Consider the following 19,321-nt stretch of genomic DNA (forward strand, 5'->3'; position numbering starts at 1 on the left):
GGCTTGGAATACGGACACGCGATGACGGCTTTAGATCGACGGACTCTGCTTCGCGGCGCCTTGGCGCTCAGCGCCGTGGGCATGCTGCCGTCCTGGGCGCGGGCAGGCGAGGCCGGTCGCTCGCCCGCCGCGCTGTCGGGCGAGACGATCAAGCTCACCGTCGGCCACACCATGGCGAGGATCGACGGTCGCTCGGGCCACGCCGTCACCGTCAACGGCTCGATCCCCGGCCCGCTGATCCGGCTGAAGGAAGGCCAGAACGTCCGCCTGTCCGTGACCAACGCACTGGCCGACGAGGACACCTCCATCCACTGGCACGGGCTGCTGGTGCCGTTCCAGATGGACGGCGTCCCGGGCGTCAGCTTCCCGGGGATCAAGCCGGGGCGAGACCTTCACCTACGACTTCCCGGTGCGGCAGGCCGGGACCTACTGGTGGCACAGCCATTCGGGCCTCCAGGAGCAGGTCGGCCTCTACGCCCCGATGATCATCGACCCGGCGGGCGAGGATCCTATTCCCTATGACCGCGAGCATGTGGTGATGCTGTCGGACTGGAGTTTCCTGCATCCGCACGAGCTGTTCCGGAAGCTGAAGGTCAACGCCGGCCATTTCAACATGCAGAAGCAGACCGTGGCGGGCCTGCTGGCCGGTCGGGATCAGTCGCTGAAGGACCGCGTCGAGTGGGCCAAGATGCGGATGGACCCCACCGACATCGCCGACGTCACGGGCTCGGTCTACACCTATCTCGTCAACGGCCACGGTCCGGGCGACAACTGGACGGGCCTGTTCACGCCGGGCGAGCGGGTGCGGCTGCGTTTCATCAATTCCGCGGCCATGACGATCTTCAACGTCCGGATCCCGGGCCTCTCCCTGGAGGTCGTGGCGGCGGATGGTCAGCCAGTGTCGCCGGTCGCGGTCGACGAGTTCCAGATCGCCCCGGCCGAGACCTTCGACGTCATCGTCCGGCCGATCGAGGACAAGGCCTTCACCCTGGTCGCGGAAGCGTCGGATCGCTCGGGCCTGGCGCGCGGAACCCTGGCGCCGCGCCTGGGGGTGTCCGCCGCCGTTCCGCCGCTCCGCACGCGGCCCCTGGCGACCATGAAGGACATGGGCATGGGGAACATGCGTCACGGGATGGACATGCCCGGCATGGACATGTCGATGCGCTCCCAGGCCAACGCGCCCAACGTGCCGCTGACGCCGGGCGTGCAGACGATCTCGCCGATGCCGATGGATCGCCTGGCCCAGCCGCCCCAGGGCCTGGAGGATGTCGGCCACAAGGTGCTGCGCTACGCCGACCTGGCCAGCCTGCATCCGCCGACCGATGCGCGTCCGCCCGGGCGGGAGATCGAGATCCACCTGACCGGCAACATGGAGCGCTTCATGTGGGCGTTCGACGGCAAGGCGTTCGGACCGATCAAGAAGCCGATCGCCTTCGAGCGGGGCGAACGGGCGCGGGTCGTGCTGATCAACGACACCATGATGGCTCATCCGATCCACCTGCACGGCCACTTCTTCGAGCTGGTCAACGGCCAGGATCGCCAGCCGCTGAAGCACACGGTCAATGTCGCGCCGGGCGGCAAGGTCGCCTTCGACCTGACGGCCAGCGAGCCCGGCGACTGGGCTTTCCACTGCCACCTGCTGCTGCACATGCACGCGGGCATGTTCAACGTCGTCACCGTGCGGCCGCTGGATGGGGAAGCCGCGTGATCGTCGATCTCCAGCACGCGCAGCATCAGGCCGCCGACCCGCACGCGGGCCACCAGATGGAGGCCGCCAAGCCCGCCGCCGAGGCCAAGCCGCCGGCGATCCCCACCGACCACGCCGCCGAGCGCTTCTACAGCCCCGGCGTCATGGCCGCCGCCCGAGCCCAGCTGATGAAGGAGCATGGCGGGGCGACGGCGTGGACCGTCCGCGCCGACCAGCTGGAATACCGCTCGCGCGACGGCGCCGACGCCCAGGCTTTCGAGGGCGAGGCCTGGTGGGGCGGCGATGCGTCCAAGTGGGTCGTCAAGGCGCGCGGCGAGCGCACCGACGGCGAAGGCTGGGAGACGGGCGAGGCCGAGGTGCTGAAGGCCTGGCCCGTCGGGCCGTATTTCGATCTTCAGGCCGGGGTTCGTTATGACCTGGCGCCCAAGGGGCGATCCTACGCGGCCGTCGGCTTCGAGGGCCTGGCGCCCTATTGGTTCGAGGTGCAGGGGACGGCCTACCTGTCCGATCAGGGCAAGGTCTCCGCGCGCGGGGAGGCGTCCTACGACCTGCGCCTGACCCAGAAACTGATCCTGCAGCCGCGCGTCGAGGCCGACCTCGCCGAGGCGGGCGCGGCCAAGCTCGAGGGCGGTCTTCGCCTGCGCTACCAGATCACGCGTGAGTTCGCGCCCTATGTCGGCCTAGTGCGCGAGCGGGCGTTCGGGCCGGCCGTGGTCGCCGGCGAGCGGGCGGGAAGCACGGCGGTGGTGATCGGCGTTCGCGCCTGGCGTTGACCCTATCGACATAGACAGCTTGCCGCGATCGCAAGCCTGGCCCAACATCCGTTTGACCGGACGTAGATCCGGATAACGAGGGAGACAGGCGCGATGGCGGAAGCGATCGATTTCGACCGCATGCGGACCCTGGGCGACGTCGCCCGCTATCACGCGGAGGTCCGGCCGGAGGAGGTCGCCTTCAGCTTCGAGGGGCGGGACACCCCCTTCGCCGATTTCGACCGTCATTCGAACCAGGTCGCCAACGCCCTGATCGCGGCGGGTCTGTCGACGGGCGATCGCGTCGCCTATGTCGGCAAGAACAGCGACCACTATTTCGAGTTGCTGATCGGGGCCGCCAAGGCCGGGGTGGTGACCACGCCGGTCGGCTGGCGGCTGGCGGCGGCTGAGATCGCCTACATCGTCGCCGACAGCGAGGCCAAGATCGTCTTCGTCGGCCCCGAACTGATCGGCCACATCGAGAGCGTCGCCGCCGAACTGACCCACCGTCCGGTGGTCGTGGCCATGGAGGCCGACGGCGCGGGCGAGCATCCGACCTTCGAAGCCTGGCGCGACGCCCAGTCCGGCGCCGACGCCCACAAGTCGATCGCGACGTCGGACATCGCCATCCAGCTCTACACCTCGGGCACCACGGGGCGGCCGAAGGGCGCGATGCTGACCCATGACAACCTGCTGGTCATGCGGCGCGCGGCGGCCAAGGATCCGTTGGCCTGGAACCAGTGGGGGCCGGACGATGTCAGCCTGGTCGCGATGCCGGTGGCCCATATCGGCGGCACCGGCTGGGGGCTCGTGGGCCTGCTGAACGGCGCCAAGGGCGTGGTGGCGCGCGAGTTCGATCCGTTCAAGGTGCTGGACTATATCGAGAAGGATCACGTCTCGAAGATGTTCATGGTGCCGGCGGCCTTGCAGATCGTCGTGCGCCAGCCCCGGGCCCGTGAGGTCGACTATTCGCGCTTGACCCACATCCTCTACGGCGCCGCGCCCATCCCGCTGGACCTGCTGCGCGAGTGCATGGAGGTGTTTGGCTGTGGTTTCGTCCAGCAGTACGGCATGACCGAGACGACCGGCACGGTGGTCTATCTGCCGCCCGAGGACCACGATCCGGCGGGGAACAAGCGCATGCGAGCGGCGGGCCTGCCGATGCCCGGTGTCGAGATCAAGGTCATCGACGAGGCCGGGAACAGCGTGCCGACCGGCGCGGTGGGCGAGGTCGCCGTCCGCTCCCCGGCCAACATGGCCGGCTACTGGAAGCTGGCCGACGCCACCGCCAAGACCATCGACACCGACGGCTGGCTGCGCACCGGCGACGCCGGTTACCTCGACGAGGACGGCTATCTGTTCATCCACGACCGGGTGAAGGACATGATCATCTCGGGCGGCGAGAACATCTATCCGGCCGAGGTCGAGAGCGCTGTCTACGGTCACCCGCATGTGGCCGAGGTGGCGGTGATCGGCGTGCCGGACGAGAAATGGGGCGAGGCGGTCAAGGCGGTGGTCGCGGCCAAGCCGGGCGTGACGCCGGACGCGGCCGATATCATCGCCTTCGCCCGCACCCGGATCGCGGGCTTCAAGGCGCCGAAGAGCGTGGACTTCGTGGCCGCCCTGCCGAGGAACGCGTCGGGCAAGATCCTGCGCCGGGAACTGCGGGCGCCCTACTGGGAAGGGCGCGAGCGGCAGGTGAACTAAAAAAGGGGCGTCGCGAACGACGCCCCGAGAAGGGAAGAGACTGACGGATGCGGGGCAAGGGGTAAAAAGCCCCGCAACCCTCACTTGCCCGCCGGCGAAACCGGCAGGCTCCGGGCCGCCAGGGTGACCTGGACGGTGGAGGAGAGAGCCCGGGACGAAGAGCCCAGGGCGATGTCGTACTGGCCGGCCGCGATCGACCAGCCATGGGCCTTGCCGTCCCAGACCGCCAGCAGGCGCGGGTCGACCGTCAGGGTCACGCGTTGCGTGGCGCCGGGGGCGAGAGAGACCTTCTTGAAGCCGGCCAGGCGCTTGGGCGCTTCCCAGCCCCCGGTCTTGGGCGCGACATAGACCTGCGGCACGTCCTTGCCGGCCCGGGCCCCGACGTTCTTGACGTCGAAGCTGACCGTGACCTTGTCGCCCGCCGCCGTGGCGGTCAGGCCCGAATAGGCGAACTTCGTGTAGGACAGGCCGTGGCCGAACGGGAACAGCGGCTCGATCTTCTTGAGGTCGTACCACTTGTAGCCGACGGCGGCGCCTTCGAGGTTGTAGTCGACGTCGAAGAGTTCCCCCTCGGCCTTGCCGACGCCGTCCAGCTTCGGACGCGGCAGGTCGGCCACGCTCTTGGGGAAGCTGACGGGCAGGCGGCCGGTCGCGTCGACCTCGCCGGTGAGGACGCGGGCGATGGCTTCGCCGCCGGCCGTGCCCGGGAACCAGGCCTCGACCACGGCGCCGACCTTGTCGAGCCAGGGCATGACCACGGGGCCCCCGGTGATCAGCACGACCACCGTCTTCTTGTTGGCAGAGGCTACGGCGTCGATCGTGGCGTCCTGGTTGCGCGGCAGGTTCAGGTCGACGACGTCCACCGACTCGGTGGTCCACTGGTCGGCGAAGACCACGGCCAGGTCGCTATCGGCGGCCAGCTTGGCGGCGCGGGCGGGATCGGCGCCATCGTCATAGACGACCTTGGCGTTCGGATAGCGAGCCTGCAGCGCCTTCAGCGGCGAGGACGGGTAGTAGATCACCGGGCCCGGCCAGGTCGCCGGCTCCAGGCCCTTCACCGCGCGGCCGCCGACCGGATAGACCTGCGAGGAGCCGCCGCCCGACAGCACGCCGACGTCCGAATGGGCGCCGATCACGGCGATGGTCTTGGCGGTCTTGGCCAGGGGCAGAAGATCGCCGTCGTTCTTCAGCAGGACGACGCCTTCCTCGGCGTCGGCCTGAGTGATCTTGGCGTGGGCGGCGAGGGTGGCGGACGGCAGGTCGACCGGGGCCGGATTGACGACCGGATGGTCGACGAGGCCGCTGGCGAACATGGCGCGCAGCACGCGGCGGGCCATGTCGTCGATGCGGGCCTGGCTGACCCGGCCAGCGGCCAGATCGGCCTTCAGCGGCGCGCCGAAGAACGGTTCCTTGTCGAAGGCCTCGCCGGCCGACTCCTGGTCGAGGCCGGCATTGGCCGCCTTGGCCGAGAATGGTCGGCGCCCCAGTCCGACATGACATAGCCCTTGTAGCCCCAGTCCTTCTTCAGGACGGTGTTCAAGAGCCAGTCGTTCTCGCAGGCCCAGTCGCCGTTGACGCGGTTGTAGGCGCACATCACCGAGTGCGGGTCCGACTGCTCGATGGCGAACTGGAAGGCCAGCAGGTCAGAGGTGCGGGCGGCCGCGTCGTCGATGTTCGAGCTGACCACGAAGCGGCCGGTCTCCTGGCCGTTCAGCGCATAGTGCTTGATCGTCGAGATGATGTGGTTGGACTGGATGCCCTTGATCTGGGCGGCGACCATGGTTCCGGCCAGCCAGGGATCCTCGCCGCCATATTCGAAGTTCCGACCGTTGCGCGGCTCGCGCATCAGGTTCACGCCGCCGGCCAGCTGGACATTGAAGCCCGAAGTCGCGGGCCTCCTTGCCGATCATCGCGCCGCCCTTGAAGGCCAGCTCGGGGTTCCAGGTCGCGGCGGTGGCTAGGCCCGAGGGCAGGGCGGTGCGGGCGCGCAGGTCCTGATGGCTGCCCTGGGTGGCGACGCCGATTCCGGCGTCGGTCTGCCACTGGCCGGGGATGCCCAGGCGCGGAACGCCGGCGACATAGCCGGCCGAGGCGTCGTGCGAGTCCTTGTGGCGCGTGTACTTCGGCTTCATGTCCGAGCCGAAGTAGCCGAAGATGACCGTGAACTTCTCGTCGTTGGTCATCGCCTTCAGCGCCAGGTCGGCGCGGGCGTCGGGGTTGAGCTTGGCGTTCAGCCAGGGATGGGCCGGGGCGGCCGCCGGCTTCTTGGCGGTGTCGGCCAGGGCCGGAGCGGCGGTGAGCACCGAGGCGGAAGCGCCGATCAGCAGGGCGAGCCGCAGGCCCCGCCAGGTCGTCCGAGTCATGTTTCCTCCGTCGTCTTCTTCTTGCGCCCCCCGCGCGGCCTCGGGCCGGGTTGGGGGAGGGGTTCAAGTCTTTCGCCGAGGCGGCGCGCCGCTCCGGGCTGGACCGGTGGATTCGCGCACCACAAGGCTGTGCTGCGCGAGGAAGGGTGTGTTGGTCTTGCCGGCGCCCTCGTTGGCGCTCCACGCCGCGAAGGTGTGCATCGCGCGCAGGGCCATCTGATCGAACGGCTGGCGGATCGTGGTCAGGGTCGGCCAGATGACGCCGGCGATCGGGGCGTCGTCGAAGCCGACCACCGAGACGTCGTCGGGGATCCGCAGGCCGCGGCGCTGGACTTCCATGCAGGTGGCGGCGGCCATGTCGTCATTGGCGGCGAAGATCGCGGTCGGCGGCTCGTCGATGTCCAGCAACTGGCGGGCCGCGTCGAGACCGGTCTTGAAGGTGAACTCGCCGCCGACGATCAGCTCGGGCGGCGGGCGCGGCAGGCCGCGGGCGGCATAGGCCTCGAAGAAGCCGTTGCGGCGGTGGGTGCTGGCGGCGTGGTCCGGGTGGCCGGCGATGTGGCCGATGCGGGTGTGGCCCAGTGAGAAGAGGTGCTCGACGACCTCGCGCGCGGCGGCGCGGTCGTCCATGCCGATGGCCGGGAACTGCGGATCGGGCGTCGTGGGCGTGATCAGCACGCAGCGCACGTCCAGTTCGCGCATCAGCTCCTTCATCGGGCCGAAGTCGCATTCCGGCGGCAGCAGGATCATTTCGCGGATGCCGCCGTCGCGGACGAAGGCGCGGACGCGGTCGGCCCAGCCGGGAATCGGGCCCTCGGACAGATCGACCGACAGGTGGCGGCCGGTCTCGACGCAGGCCAGCAGCAGAGCGTGATGGACGCGGGTATGGTAGCCGCCGGACGGATCGCCCATCAGCACGCCCACGGAACCAGAGCCCAGCGAGCGCAGGCTGCGGGCCACGGCGCTGGGCTGATAGTCCAGGTCGGCCATGGCCGCGCGGACACGGTCGCGCGTCTTGGCGCTGACACTGTCGTGATCGTTGAGAACGCGGGAGACGGTCTTGGGCGAAACGCCCGCCCGCTCGGCCACGTCGGTGATCGTCGTCATGGGTCCCCGTATCCCCAACCGCCAAGCTTGTCCTGGCCACCCCAGCAGCGAAAGGCGGCGTCCACAAGGCGGTGAACCTTTGGAGCCTTAGTCCATCTTGTCTCGGATGTCATGTCGTTGGGACAAAAATGGGTCAAAAATGGCTGGTCGACAGGACATTATCGGGACATTTCGAGCGGGTAGGGTCGTGTCCGCTGCCTGTTTCCCAAGGCGCTTCCGACGAGTTGGTAGCAATGTAGCGCCGCTGTAAGGCTGGGTGCGGCGTCGCCGTTCCTTTCCGAGAAAGACAAGTGAAAACAAGGAATATTTATGTTCCATCGCAAGGCTTCAGGCGCCGAACGGCTCCACGGCGTGGGGCCACGCTAGGTGTGGCGGCCGGTCAAAGCTCTTGTTTCCCGGGAATGACAACGTTGACATTGTTGTTGACTTGCTCGGGACATTTGAGGAATGTGACAGCGTTCGACGAAGGCGCGGGGCCGGAGTCGAGAATCCGGGCGCCGGGGTCGCCGGGGATCTTGTCCGATCGCGACACACACACGACGGGCGGGTTCGCAAAAGCCTCAAACGCTTCTCGAAAGCCGTCGACAAGAGCGGCGGCGCGAGCGGCGGGCGGGCGGCCAATAAGAACGACTTATTTTGGGGAGCGAGGAATTGTCACAGGAAGCAAGGAAAGCCGTGCTCAAGCGCGGCCTGACGTTGGCGCTGGTCGCCGGCGCATCGCAATTGGCTCTGGCCACCGGGGCCTTCGCCCAGGACGCCAGTCAGACCCAGGTCGAGGAAATCGTCGTCACCGGCGTCCGCGGCTCTCAGATCAAGTCGGTGGACGTCAAGCGCCGCGAGGCCTCGATCGTCGACGCCATCTCGGCGGAAGACATCGGCAAGCTGCCGGACGTCACCATCGCCGACTCGCTGCAGCGCATCTCGGGCATCCAGATCCAGCGCGACGCCGGTGAAGGCAAGACCGTCAACATCCGCGGTCTGCGCCAGGTCATCACCCTGCTGAACGGCGAACAGTACCTCAGCGCCGGCAACATGGGCTCGGCCCAGCCGGACCTGCTGGACGTGCCGTCGCAGCTGATGAACCAGGTGCTGGTCTACAAGTCGACCAATCCGAACAACGCCCTGTCGGGCATCTCGGGCACCATCGACCTGCGCACCCGTCGTCCGTTCCAGTTCGGCGAAGGTCTGACCTTCACCGGCGCGGCCGAAGCCCAACGCGGCGACCGCACCAAGAAGGACGACTATCTGCTGAATGGCGTCGTCAACTGGCGCAACGACCGGGTCGGTCTGATGATCGGCGCGGCCGGCAGCAAGTCCAACCTCGGCAACAACTATTCGGGCACCGTCGGCCTGTCGGGCAACAACGACTGGGGCGGCGGCTTCGCCAACAGCTATATCTCGCCCCACGGTTACGAGAGCTTCAACCGGGTGGTCGAGCGCAAGCGCCTCGGCGTCAACGCCGCGTTCGAGGCCGACCTGGGCGAAGGCTTCACCCTGATCGCCGAAGGCTTCTACGCCAAGCTGGACGAATACAACCGCGCCGTTGGCATCAACATCTCCAACCGCTGGGACGGCGGCGCCTTCGGCACCTGGAACCAGCCGACGGTCTCGACCCCGGTCGGCATCGGCAACTGGCTGGCCGTCGACGAGTACGACATCAATGCGTGGTGGGTGAACTCATTCACCGTCAACCGCACGACCAAGTCCAAGACCAAGAACTTCAACCTGGGTCTCGACTACGACAACGGCGGTCCGTTCACCTTCGAGGCCCGCGCCATACGCGCTGACGGCGACCGTCTCAGCATGAACGGCCAGGCCCAGGGCGATCTGTCCAACTGGCGCTACGCCGACGGTCGCTTCAACCTGTTCCGCGACCCCGCCGACCGCACGCGCGGCACCTTCTACCCGAAGGCCATCTGCGACAAGTTCGGGTCCGCGCGGCGCACCAACGCCGTCACCGGCAGCGCCGGCGGCTGCTATCTGGATCCGAACCCGCTGGGCTACGGCGCCAATCCGCAACTGCACTACAACATCGCCGGCGATCACCCGGTGTGGAGCGGTTTCGATCGTCCGCTGGCCGGCGGCCTGGGCACTGGCAAGTCCCTCAAGGACTACATGGCGAACAAGGACAGCTACGCCATCGGCGCCTTCTCGTCGGAAGGCAATAACGAAGTCAATTCGGACATGAACGTGTTCCGCGCTGACGGCCACTACAAGTTCGACGACAAGCTGCTGGGCTTCATCACCAAGATCGACGCGGGCGTCCGCCAGAGCAAGCGCACGGTCGAGGTCGAACAGTTCCACCTGTTCTCGGGCTTCTACGGCGGCACGCCGGGCGCGGTGCAGGCCAACGGTCAGCCGGTCCCGGCCGGCGGCTGCGAGGCCCAGTGGAAGGCGATCGACGTCGTCATGAACCAGAACCAGTGCCAGGCGGGCGAGTTCGTGCCCGATCCCGTCACGGGCCTGCCGGTGTTCCAGGGCTATACGGTCAACCAGCCGACCGGCCTTTCGACCTATAACAACGTGGTCTGGGTCGACGACCTGGGCGGCGTCACCAGCGGCATCCCGGGCTTCTGGGCCATCGATCCGCGCGACTTCGACGACGCGGAAGCCTTCCACAAGAAGGTGTTCGGCGGCGCCATCCGCGTGCAGGTTCCCGGCCAGACCTACGACGTTCGCCTGAACGAGCAGAGCGCCTACGGCGTGATGAACTTCGCGGCGGGCGCCCTGTCGGGTAACTTCGGCCTGCGCGTCATCGAGACCGAACTGACGGTCAAGCAGAACCTGACCGGCGACACCCGCAACTACGGCGACACCAACGCCGACGCGGGCGACCAGGTGACCCAGCGCAAGTACACCGACTGGCTGCCCTCGCTGAACGTCAGCTACGACTTCAACGACAACCTGAAGTTCCGCTTCGCCTACTCCAAGACGATGCAGCCTCTCGACCTGGGCAACTATGGCGGCGGTCTGAAGATCAACACCGCCGACTGCGGCGCGGCTCTGCCAAACGTCCGCTGCGTCACGAGCGCGGAATCGTCGGGCAACCCGATGCTGAACCCGTGGCGCTCGCAGAACTTCGACGGCGCCATCGAGTACTATGTCGGCCGCGCCTCGATGTTCAACATTTCGGCCTTCAAGCTGAAGATCGACAGCTTCGTCACCAACGGCGTCACCACCGGCCGCTTCCCCGACCAGGACGGCGTCATCCGCCGCACGGTCAATGTCACCCTGCCGATCCAAGGCGACGGTGGCGAGGTGAAGGGCGTCGAAGTGGGCGCAAGCTCGCGGTCAGCGACTTCTTCGACGACGCCGGCTTCTTCTCGAACTTCGGTGTCGACACCAACTACACCTACTCGCCGAGCAAGGAGTTCGCGCACGGGTCTGGACGGCGAAGAGCTGCCCTTCCAGGACAACTCCAAGCACCAGTTCAACCTGATCGGCTGGTACCAGGACGCCAAGCTGCAGGCGCGCGTCGCCTACAACTATCGCACCGACCGTCTGGCCGAGGTGATGAGCAACAACATCCCGATCTATCAAAAGAGCACGGGCTATGTGGACGTGAACGTCAGCTACAACGTTCGCGACAACATCACCGTCTACTTCAACGGGTCGAACGTCACGAGCGAGATCGAGGATTACTACGCTCGTTTCGCCAAGGGTAAGACCCAGTACATCCGCCAGAACGAGTTCGAGCCCCGCTATACGCTGGGCGTCCGCGCGCGCTGGTAACCAAGATCCCTCTCACCTCCTGCGGCCGCCGTGGAACCCCACGGCGGCTTTCTTTTTTGAGAGCCCCATTCTTTTTGGGAGGGCTTGGGTCTGTCCGGCCCACGCGCGAGCCGATAGCCTGGAGCCTAACCGGACGGAGACGCCGGGAAGTCGGGAGCAAGCCCATGCAGGACAATCGAATCCGCAAGCTCGTGATCGTCGGCGGCGGCACGGCCGGCTGGATGGCGGCGGCCGCGTTGCGGCGCCACTTCCAGGGTGGCCCGCTCGAGATCACCCTCGTCGAAAGCTCCGAGATCGGCACGATCGGGGTGGGCGAGGCGACCATCCCGACCATCCGCGCCTTCTACAATCAGCTGGGCCTGACCGACATCGAAGTGATGCGGGCGACCCAGGCGACCTGCAAGCTGGGCATCCGCTTCAACGGCTGGGTCCGCGAGGGCCAGTCGTTCATCCATCCGTTCGGCCACTTCGGCCAGGACCTGCGCGGCGTGGCGTTCCACCACTATTGGCGCAAGCTGGGGGAGGCCGGCGAGCCGACCGACATCGCCGACTATTCGCTGGGCGCGTCCCTGGCGCAGGCCGGCAAGTTCATGGCCCCCAGCCGCAACCCGGCCTCGACCCTGTCGATCTTCGACTGGGCGCTGCATTTCGACGCCAGCCTGTTCGCCCAGCTGATGCGCCGGGTGGCCGAGGACAATGGCGTGCGCCGCGTCGATGCCAGGGTCACCAAGGTCAATCTGCGTCCCGAGGACGGCTTCGTCGCCTCCCTGGATCTGCACACCGGCGAGTCCGTGGAAGGCGACCTCTTCATCGACTGCTCGGGCTTCCGGGGGCTGCTGATCGAGGAAGCCCTCCAGACCGGCTACGAGCACTGGAACGACATGCTGTTCTGCGACCGCGCCTATGCGGTGCAGAGCGAGGGCGTGGGGGGATCCCATGCCGTACACGGACGTCACCGCCCACACCGCCGGCTGGCGCTGGCGCATTCCGCTGCAGCACCGTTACGGCAATGGGTACGTCTTCTCCTCGCGCCACATCGGCGATGAGGACGCCCTGGCCGAGCTGAAGGCGGCGATCCCCGATCCGCTGCTGCACGAGCCGCGTCTGATCCGCTTCAATCCCGGCCGCCGCAAGCAGGTCTGGAACAAGAACGTCATCGCTCTGGGTCTGGCGTCCGGTTTCCTGGAGCCGCTGGAAAGCACTTCTATCGCTCTGATCGAGACGGGCATCGAGAAGATCAAGGCGCTGTTCCCGGACAAGGACTTCGCGCCCGAGATCGTCGACGAGTTCAACGACTGGTCCCGCCGCGAGATGGAGCGCGTGCGCGACTTCATCGTCCTGCACTACTGGGCCAACAAGAGGGGCGACACGGCGTTCTGGCGCGACTGCAACGACGTCGTCCTGCCCGAGGCCTTGCGGCGCAAGGTCGACCTGTTCCTCATGCGCGGCCACTTCGTCCGCTACCGCTGGGAGATGTTCGCCCCGCCCAGCTGGATGGCGATCTATGCCGGCTTCGAGCTGCTGCCGCAGACGGTGGATCCGTCGCTCGACGGTATCGATCCTAAGACCTTGAGCGCCCCGCTCGCCGAAATGCGCAAGGCCGTGCGGGAGGTGGTGGCCAACGCCCCGCCGCACGCGGCTTTCCTCGACCAATATTGCCGATCCGCCGCCATGGCTGCGGAATAGGACGCGCCCATGACCAACACCAATCCCGACGCCATCAAGAAGATCGTCATCGTCGGCGGCGGCTCAGCCGGCTGGATCTCGGCGGCGATGCTGGCCCACTATTTCGAGAAGGGCGGCTGTCAGGTCGAGCTGATCGAATCCGAGGAAATCGGCACGATCGGGGTGGGGGAGTCGACCATCCCGCCGTTCCTGCAACTGATCGCCAGCCTGGGCATCGACGAGCGGGAGTTCATCCAGGCCACCCAGGCCAGCTTCAAGCTGGGCATCCGGTTCGAGGACTGGAAGCAGAAGGGCCAGCACTACTACCATCCGTTCGGCGCCATCGGCGGCCCGATCGGTCCGCACGAGTTCTATCAGTGCTGGCTGCGGGCCAAGGCCAACGGCCATCCGTCGGAACTGCAGGACTTCGCGCCCGGCACGGTGATGGCCGACCAGTGGAAGTTCATGCTGCCGTTCAAGGCCCAGCGGTCGCTGATCGCCGGGGCCAGCTACGCCCTGCATATCGACGCGCGCCTGATCGCCAAGGTCCTGCGCGGCTTCGCCGAGGCGCGCGGCGTCAAGCGCACCGAAGGCATCGTCACCGACGTGGTCACGCACCCGGACGGCTCGGTCGCCAAGGTGATCATGAAGAACGGCCAAGAGGTCGAGGGCGATCTCTTCATCGACTGCTCGGGCTTCCGCGCCCTGCTGATCGGCAAGACCCTGGACGTGCTGTTCAACGACTGGTCGGACATGCTGCTGTGCGACCGCGCGGTAGTGGTGCAGACGGAGAACGTCGGCGAACCGCACCCCTATACCCTGTCCAAGGCCGAGGACGCCGGCTGGCGTTGGCGCATCCCGCTGCAGCACCGAGCCGGCAACGGCTATGTGTTCAGCTCCAGGCACCTCAGCGACGACGAGGCGCGCGCCACCCTGGTGCGCAACGTCCAGGGCCCGATGCTGATGGAGCCGATGTTCATCCCCTTCAAGACCGGCATGCGCCAGCGCCTGTGGGAGAAGAACGTGGTGGCCGTGGGCCTGGCGGGGGGCTTCATCGAGCCACTGGAATCGACCGCCCTGCATCTGATCTATCGCGGCATGGACTTCCTGCTGCGGTTCTTCCCGGATCGCGACTTCAGCCCGGAGCTGGCGGCCGAGTACAACCGGCGCATGACGACCGACTACGAGGAGATCCGCGATTTCATCGTGCTGCACTACTGCACGACCCAGCGCGACGACACGCCGTTCTGGCGTGATGTCCGCCAGGCCCCGGTCCCCGACAGCCTCAAGGCCCGCATGGAGCTCTTCAAGGCTCATGGCGTGCTGCGCGAGGGCGTCGACGAGATGTTCCGTAACCCGTCCTGGCAGTCGGTGATGGAGGGCATGGGCGTGCGGCCGCGGCGTTACCAGCAGTTGGTCGACACCGCGCCCTACGAGGTTATTTCACGGACCCTGGACCAGTCGAAGCCGATGCTGGCGGCCCAGGTCGCGGGCCTGCCCAGTCATGGCGAATTCCTGGCCCAGAACTGCCCCGCGCCGCCGCCGGAACCGGTGGTCGCGCCGTTCAAGACGGTGGCCTGACACGCTTGCGGGAACGCCGGCGCGAGCGCATCCTCTCTCCCAGAGGTTGTCCTCTCGAGGCATTCGATGTTCGCCATCGTTACCGATCTTCCGCCCGCTGATCAGGTCCCGGTCGCCGAGGTTTTCCGGGCCGTCTACGGGCCGACCGGCGTGTCGAAGCGACTTCGCCAGCCTCGCTATGGCGAGGTGACCGACTTCGCGATGAAGCCTCGGCTCCTGGTGGCGCTCGGCTCAGATCGTTACGCGCTGATCGTGTCGGAAGACGCCGACACCCTGACCCATATCGCCAAGGGCGCTATCTCGATCGCCTATGTCGAGCGGACAGCCAAAGGGTGGCGGCTTCAGGCGCGTTGGGACGAGGTCGCGTGGACCGGCAGCACGGGCCGGGCGGCGAGTGCGATCACCGCGTCCTTTGGCCCGTCCCGGGCGCCGCGCATCGTCGTGATCGACAACAATCTGATCCAGGGACAGGTCCAGGTCGAACGCTCTACGATCGTCCTGGACAGGGCCGGACCGCGGCTTGTCGGCGCGGTCTACAAGAGTCTGCCGCCGGAGCCCTTGCCGACCGCGTTTTAAATCCGCTTCATCGAAATGATCTTCACCGGCGGGTTCAGGATCTGGCCCTTCATCGACGGCACGTTGGTCGGGCCGTCGGTGCGGCCAGCCAGGATCTTCTTCACGACGTCCATGCCCTGCACGACCTTGCCGAACACAGCGTAGCCCTGGGCGGCGTCGCTCTTGCCGGGCTTGGCGTCGAGATAGGGCTGGGCGCTGGCGCAGATGAAGAAGTCGGCGGTGGCCGAGCCGGGCGCGTCGCGGCCCATCGAGATGGCGCCGGCCGTGTGGCGCAGGCCGGTTTTCAAGGTGCTTTCGTGGGCGATCGGCGGGGCGCGGCGGGAAATAGGGCTTGGGCTGGCCCTGGATCGAGCCGGCACCCGGCGCGCCTTTTGCGCGGTTGGCGCGGAAGAACTGGCCGCCGTCGAAGCGGTGGCGATCGACATAGGTCAGGAAGTTGGCGGCCGTGATCGGGGCCTTCTTGTCTTCCAGCTCGACGACGATGGTTCCCTTGTCGGTCTCGATCGCCACGCGCGGCTTGCCGGCGGCGCCCGAGCTGACGTAACAAGTCCCGAGGTCGAGGCCAGGAAGGTGAGGGCGGCGCCGATCACGGCGCGGCGGACGATCTGGTTCATCGGAATCCCCTCAAAGGCTCGCGCGGACCCTAGCCGATGGCGAGCGCCGAAGTCGACCGGGAGACCGCCCCCTGGCAAATTGATGGTAGCGCTACCGAAAAAGCCTGATCTAAGAATCCTGTTCTCTGGGCTAGGCTCTCCTGGAGTTAGGTTTGGGGCGACCGCGGGGGACACGCGGCGTGATCGAGGGAAGGGACAAGCATAATGGGGGCTGACAGCCAAGCCGCGCCCGCGCCGAAGCCGGGCAAGGGGCGCGACGCGCTGGTGATCGGGGCGTCTTCGCTCGGCACCGTGTTCGAGTGGTACGACTTCTATCTCTACGGTTCGCTGGCGGTGATCATCACCGGCCACTTCTTTTCGGGCGTCAACGAGACCACCGGCTTCATCCTGGCCCTGCTGGCCTTCGCCGCCGGCTTCGCGATCCGGCCGCTGGGGGCGGTGATCTTCGGACGGCTGGGCGACATCTGGGGCCGCAAGAACACCTTTCTGATCACCATGCTGCTGATGGGGGTCTCGACCTTCGTGGTCGGCCTGCTGCCGTCGTACGAGCGGATCGGCATCGCCGCGCCGATCCTGCTGGTGGTCATGCGCCTGGTCCAGGGCCTGGCCCTGGGCGGCGAATATGGCGGCGCCGCGACCTATGTCGCCGAGCATGCGCCCGAGGGGCGGCGCGGCTTCTACACCAGCTGGATCCAGACCACGGCGACCGTGGGCCTGTTCCTGTCGCTGCTGGTCATCCTGATCGTCCGCACCCAGCTGGGCGAGGAGGCCTTCAAGGCCTGGGGCTGGCGCGTCCCGTTCCTGGTCTCGCTGCTGCTGCTGGGCGTGTCGCTGTGGATCCGCCTGAAGCTGCACGAGAGCCCGACCTTCCAGCGCATGATCGCCGAGGGGAAGGGGACCAAGAAGCCGCTGGCCGAGGCCTTCGGCCAGTGGAAGAACCTCAAGGTCGTGCTGCTGGCCCTGTTCGGCCTGACCATGGGCCAGGCGGTGGTCTGGTACTGCGGCCAGTTCTACGCCCAGTTCTTCCTGGAAAAGACCCTGAAGGTCGACGGGGCCCTGGCCAATCTGCTGATCGCCAGCGCCCTGCTGATCGGGACGCCGTTCTTCGTGTTCTTTGGCTGGCTGTCGGACAAGATCGGCCGCAAGTGGATCATTATCGCCGGCTGCGTTCTGGCGGCGGCGACCTATTTCCCGATCTTCAAGGCCATCACCACCTACGCCAACCCGCTGCTGGCCCGCGCGGAAGCCTCGGCGCCGGTGACGGTGTCGGCCGATCCGGCCACCTGCGCCTTCCAGTTCGACCCGGTCGGCAAGGCCAAGTTCAACACCGCCTGCGACGTCGCCAAGGCCTATCTGGCCAAGGCCGGCGTCACCTATTCGGTGCACGACGGGGGCGCCGGATCGCCGACGACGGTGCAGGTCGGCGGCGTGACGCTGTCGGGCTTCGACGCCAAGGGCGCGACCGGCAAGGCCTTCGTCGCCGAGCGCAAGGCCTGGGAGGCTGACCTCGGCGACCAATTGAAGGTCGCCGGCTATCCGGCCAAGGCCGACGGCGCCCTGGTCGACAAGCCCAAGGTCATCGGCCTGCTGTTCCTGCTCGTCCTGTACGTGACCATGGTCTACGGCCCCATCGCGGCCATGCTGGTCGAGCTGTTCCCGACCCGGATCCGCTATACGGCCATGTCGCTGCCCTACCACCTGGGCAACGGCTGGTTCGGCGGCTTCCTGCCCACGACCTCGTTCGCGATCGTGGCGGCGACGGGCGATGTCTATTCGGGTCTCTGGTACCCGGTGATCATCGCCTCGGTGACCGCCGTCATCGGCGGTCTGTTCCTGAAGGACACGCGCCACAATGTGATCGACGATTAGGCAGCGATCTTCCGTAACCCGGCGGCCGCGCCGCCGCCGGGTTGCCTTTGGGCTCCTAATCCGCTTGGTTGGCCGCCGAGGGGAGCGTCGATGGCGCAAGATGATGACGATCGGCGCGCCTGGTTCAGGCGCGAGATCCTGCCGCTGGAGCCGGATCTGCTGGCCTATGCGCGACAGTTCTGCCGTGACGGCCAGACCGATCCCGAGGACCTGGTCCACGAAACCTTCGCTCGCGCGATCGCCTGCAAGACCTGGCGCGAGATCGGAAATCCGGGGGCTTTCGCCACCCGCATCCTGCGCAACTGCGCGCTCGACGCGCTGCGTCGCCGCAAGGTGCTGACCATTACCGCCGTCGCCGACTTCGACCGCATCGAACCGATCGACGATGCGCCCACCGCGCAGATGGTGCTCGAATCACGCGAGGAGCTGCGGCTGCTGGCCGGCGCGATCGCCGAACTTCCGACGCAATGCCGCCGCGTCTTTACGTTGAGAAAAGTTTATAGCCTCTCGCCCGAGGATATAGCGGTTCGGCTCGGGCTATCCGTCTCTACTGTTGAGAAGCATCTGGTGAAGGGCCTTCGGTACTGTTCCGACAAGTTGGGACGTCGTATCGGACGCAAGAGTAAGGTCGACGAAGGACGCTCATGGAGCGCGAGACGGGATCACGACGCGAAGCGGTGAGGCAGGCGGCCGCCCTCTGGGTGGTCCGGCTTGACGATCCTTCGTGCTCGGCCGCCGATCGCGCCGCCTTCGAGGCCTGGCGCGACGACAGCCACGAGCATGAAGCCGCCTATGAGCGCGAGGCCGCCGCCTGGGCGCGGCTGGAGCGCCTTCGCGCCCTGCGTCCGGGCGTGGAGCGTCCGGATCGCGACCTGCTGGCAGAGCGCCGCCCGAGCGTAACGCGGACGCCTTGGGCGCGCGGGATGGCCGCCGCGGCCGCCATCGCTCTGGTCGTGGCCGGCACGATGACGTTCGACGGCGGCGTGGCCTACGCCACCGCCATCGGCGAGCGCCGTGTGGTGGTGCTCAGCGACAACAGCCGCATCGAGCTCAACACCGACAGCAAGGTCGTTGTCCGCTATCGCAAGGGCGTGCGCGAGGTCAAGCTGATCCGGGGCGAGGCGGTGTTCGAGGCCGCCAAGGACGCCCGCCCGTTCGTGATCAAGGCCGCCGACGCGGTCATGCAGGCCGATGGCTCCACCGAGATGGCCGTGCGCCTGCGCTCCGACGGCGCGGCCGTGACGGTCAAGCGCGGGGCGGTCGACCTGGACCCCGCACCGACCGAGCGCAAGGATGATCTGCGTCTGACGGCCGGCGTCACCGCCATCTACAGCTCGGCCGGCAGCCGTTCGCGCGCCGTGTCGGACAGCGAGATCGACCGGGCCCTGGCCTGGCGACAGGGCGCGATCGCCCTGAACGGCCAGTCGCTGGAGCAGGCGGTGGCCGAGTTCAACCGCTACAACAGGCAGCAGATCCGCATCGCCGATCCGTCGATCTCGGGCCTGCGTCTGGCCGGCTATTTTCAGACGACCGAACCCAACAGCTTCGTCGGCGCGGTGACCAGCGCCTTCCCGGTGCGCGCCGCCGCCGGCCCCGACGGGGCCATCCGCCTGACGCGTCGCGTGGTCTCCGAAAAGACCGGCTGAG

The 19,321-nt window shown here is 67.3% G+C and carries 9 protein-coding genes and 4 pseudogenes; 10 read left to right on the forward strand and 3 right to left on the reverse strand.

Translation table 11 applies throughout. The features are described 5' to 3' along the window. Positions 1–21: 21 nt before the first annotated feature. The 3 genes and pseudogenes from ACHMW8_RS13730 (at position 22) to ACHMW8_RS13740 (ending at position 4,167) form a co-directional block, all read left to right on the forward strand. A pseudogene (locus ACHMW8_RS13730) lies at positions 22–1,708 on the forward strand (copper resistance system multicopper oxidase). 56 nt (positions 1,709–1,764) lie between these two features. Continuing rightward, entirely contained in the window at positions 1,765–2,481 is a 717-nt protein-coding gene (locus ACHMW8_RS13735; RefSeq protein WP_125156625.1) for a copper resistance protein B, read from the forward strand. A gap of 93 nt (positions 2,482–2,574) precedes the next feature. Continuing rightward, on the forward strand, positions 2,575–4,167 hold the full coding sequence (locus tag ACHMW8_RS13740) for a fatty acid--CoA ligase (protein ID WP_395445838.1): 1,593 nt from the start codon (positions 2,575–2,577) through the stop codon (positions 4,165–4,167). An 80-nt stretch (positions 4,168–4,247) separates the two neighbouring features. Here ACHMW8_RS13740 and ACHMW8_RS13745 read toward each other — a convergent pair. Both ACHMW8_RS13745 and ACHMW8_RS13750 read right to left on the reverse strand, forming a co-directional pair. Then, positions 4,248–6,530 (reverse strand): annotated as a pseudogene (locus ACHMW8_RS13745) (beta-glucosidase). Positions 6,531–6,593: 63 nt separating this feature from the next. Continuing rightward, entirely contained in the window at positions 6,594–7,637 is a 1,044-nt protein-coding gene (locus ACHMW8_RS13750) for a LacI family DNA-binding transcriptional regulator (RefSeq protein WP_125156115.1), read from the reverse strand. Positions 7,638–8,312: 675 nt separating this feature from the next. Between ACHMW8_RS13750 and ACHMW8_RS13755 the strand changes: the two genes are divergently transcribed. From ACHMW8_RS13755 to ACHMW8_RS13770, 4 genes and pseudogenes are all read left to right on the forward strand, one after another. Continuing rightward, complete coding sequence (locus ACHMW8_RS13755; RefSeq protein WP_395445839.1) at positions 8,313–11,369, forward strand: TonB-dependent receptor; 3,057 nt, start codon at positions 8,313–8,315, stop codon at positions 11,367–11,369. A gap of 164 nt (positions 11,370–11,533) precedes the next feature. Then, positions 11,534–13,055, forward strand: a pseudogene (locus tag ACHMW8_RS13760) (tryptophan halogenase family protein). Positions 13,056–13,064: 9 nt separating this feature from the next. Beyond that, on the forward strand, positions 13,065–14,615 hold the full coding sequence (locus ACHMW8_RS13765) for a tryptophan halogenase family protein (RefSeq protein ID WP_395445840.1): 1,551 nt from the start codon (positions 13,065–13,067) through the stop codon (positions 14,613–14,615). Positions 14,616–14,681: 66 nt separating this feature from the next. Further along, positions 14,682–15,191: a hypothetical protein gene (locus ACHMW8_RS13770; RefSeq protein WP_395445841.1), complete on the forward strand. Its 510-nt coding sequence runs from the start codon at positions 14,682–14,684 to the stop codon at positions 15,189–15,191. On the opposite strand, the pseudogene ACHMW8_RS13775 reads toward ACHMW8_RS13770, so the two are convergent. After that, positions 15,188–15,805: pseudogene (locus ACHMW8_RS13775) on the reverse strand (peptidylprolyl isomerase). The gene ACHMW8_RS13770 and the pseudogene ACHMW8_RS13775 sit on opposite strands and share 4 nt — an antisense overlap. 204 nt (positions 15,806–16,009) lie before the next feature. Here ACHMW8_RS13775 and ACHMW8_RS13780 point away from each other — a divergent pair. The 3 genes from ACHMW8_RS13780 to ACHMW8_RS13790 all read left to right on the forward strand — a co-directional run bounded on the left by ACHMW8_RS13780 (position 16,010) and on the right by ACHMW8_RS13790 (position 19,320). Next, positions 16,010–17,674: an MFS transporter gene (locus ACHMW8_RS13780; protein WP_395445842.1), complete on the forward strand. Its 1,665-nt coding sequence runs from the start codon at positions 16,010–16,012 to the stop codon at positions 17,672–17,674. A gap of 90 nt (positions 17,675–17,764) precedes the next feature. Further along, positions 17,765–18,355 carry an RNA polymerase sigma factor gene (locus ACHMW8_RS13785; protein ID WP_395445843.1) on the forward strand — a complete coding sequence of 197 codons (591 nt, stop codon included), beginning with the start codon at positions 17,765–17,767 and terminating at the stop codon, positions 18,353–18,355. Then, positions 18,319–19,320 carry a FecR family protein gene (locus ACHMW8_RS13790; protein WP_395445844.1) on the forward strand — a complete coding sequence of 334 codons (1,002 nt, stop codon included), beginning with the start codon at positions 18,319–18,321 and terminating at the stop codon, positions 19,318–19,320. Before ACHMW8_RS13785 ends, ACHMW8_RS13790 begins: the two co-directional genes overlap by 37 nt. The last annotated feature ends 1 nt before the right edge of the window (position 19,321 follow it).

The organism is Caulobacter sp. UC70_42 (assembly GCF_044056025.1).
In the GTDB taxonomy this organism is placed as follows: Bacteria; Pseudomonadota; Alphaproteobacteria; order Caulobacterales; family Caulobacteraceae; genus Caulobacter.

What these genes read in the sequence shown, in the direction of transcription:
- ACHMW8_RS13785 (WP_395445843.1), top strand. Translation starts at nt 17,765, where the DNA reads ATGGCGCAAGATGATGACGATCGGCGCGCCTGGTTCAGGCGCGAGATC.
- ACHMW8_RS13740 (WP_395445838.1), top strand. Translation starts at nt 2,575, where the DNA reads ATGGCGGAAGCGATCGATTTCGACCGCATGCGGACCCTGGGCGACGTC.
- ACHMW8_RS13790 (WP_395445844.1), top strand. Translation starts at nt 18,319, where the DNA reads ATGGAGCGCGAGACGGGATCACGACGCGAAGCGGTGAGGCAGGCGGCC.
- ACHMW8_RS13765 (WP_395445840.1), top strand. Translation starts at nt 13,065, where the DNA reads ATGACCAACACCAATCCCGACGCCATCAAGAAGATCGTCATCGTCGGC.
- ACHMW8_RS13735 (WP_125156625.1), top strand. Translation starts at nt 1,765, where the DNA reads ATGGAGGCCGCCAAGCCCGCCGCCGAGGCCAAGCCGCCGGCGATCCCC.
- ACHMW8_RS13770 (WP_395445841.1), top strand. Translation starts at nt 14,682, where the DNA reads ATGTTCGCCATCGTTACCGATCTTCCGCCCGCTGATCAGGTCCCGGTC.
- ACHMW8_RS13750 (WP_125156115.1), bottom strand. Translation starts at nt 7,637, where the DNA reads ATGACGACGATCACCGACGTGGCCGAGCGGGCGGGCGTTTCGCCCAAG.
- ACHMW8_RS13780 (WP_395445842.1), top strand. Translation starts at nt 16,010, where the DNA reads ATGGGGGCTGACAGCCAAGCCGCGCCCGCGCCGAAGCCGGGCAAGGGG.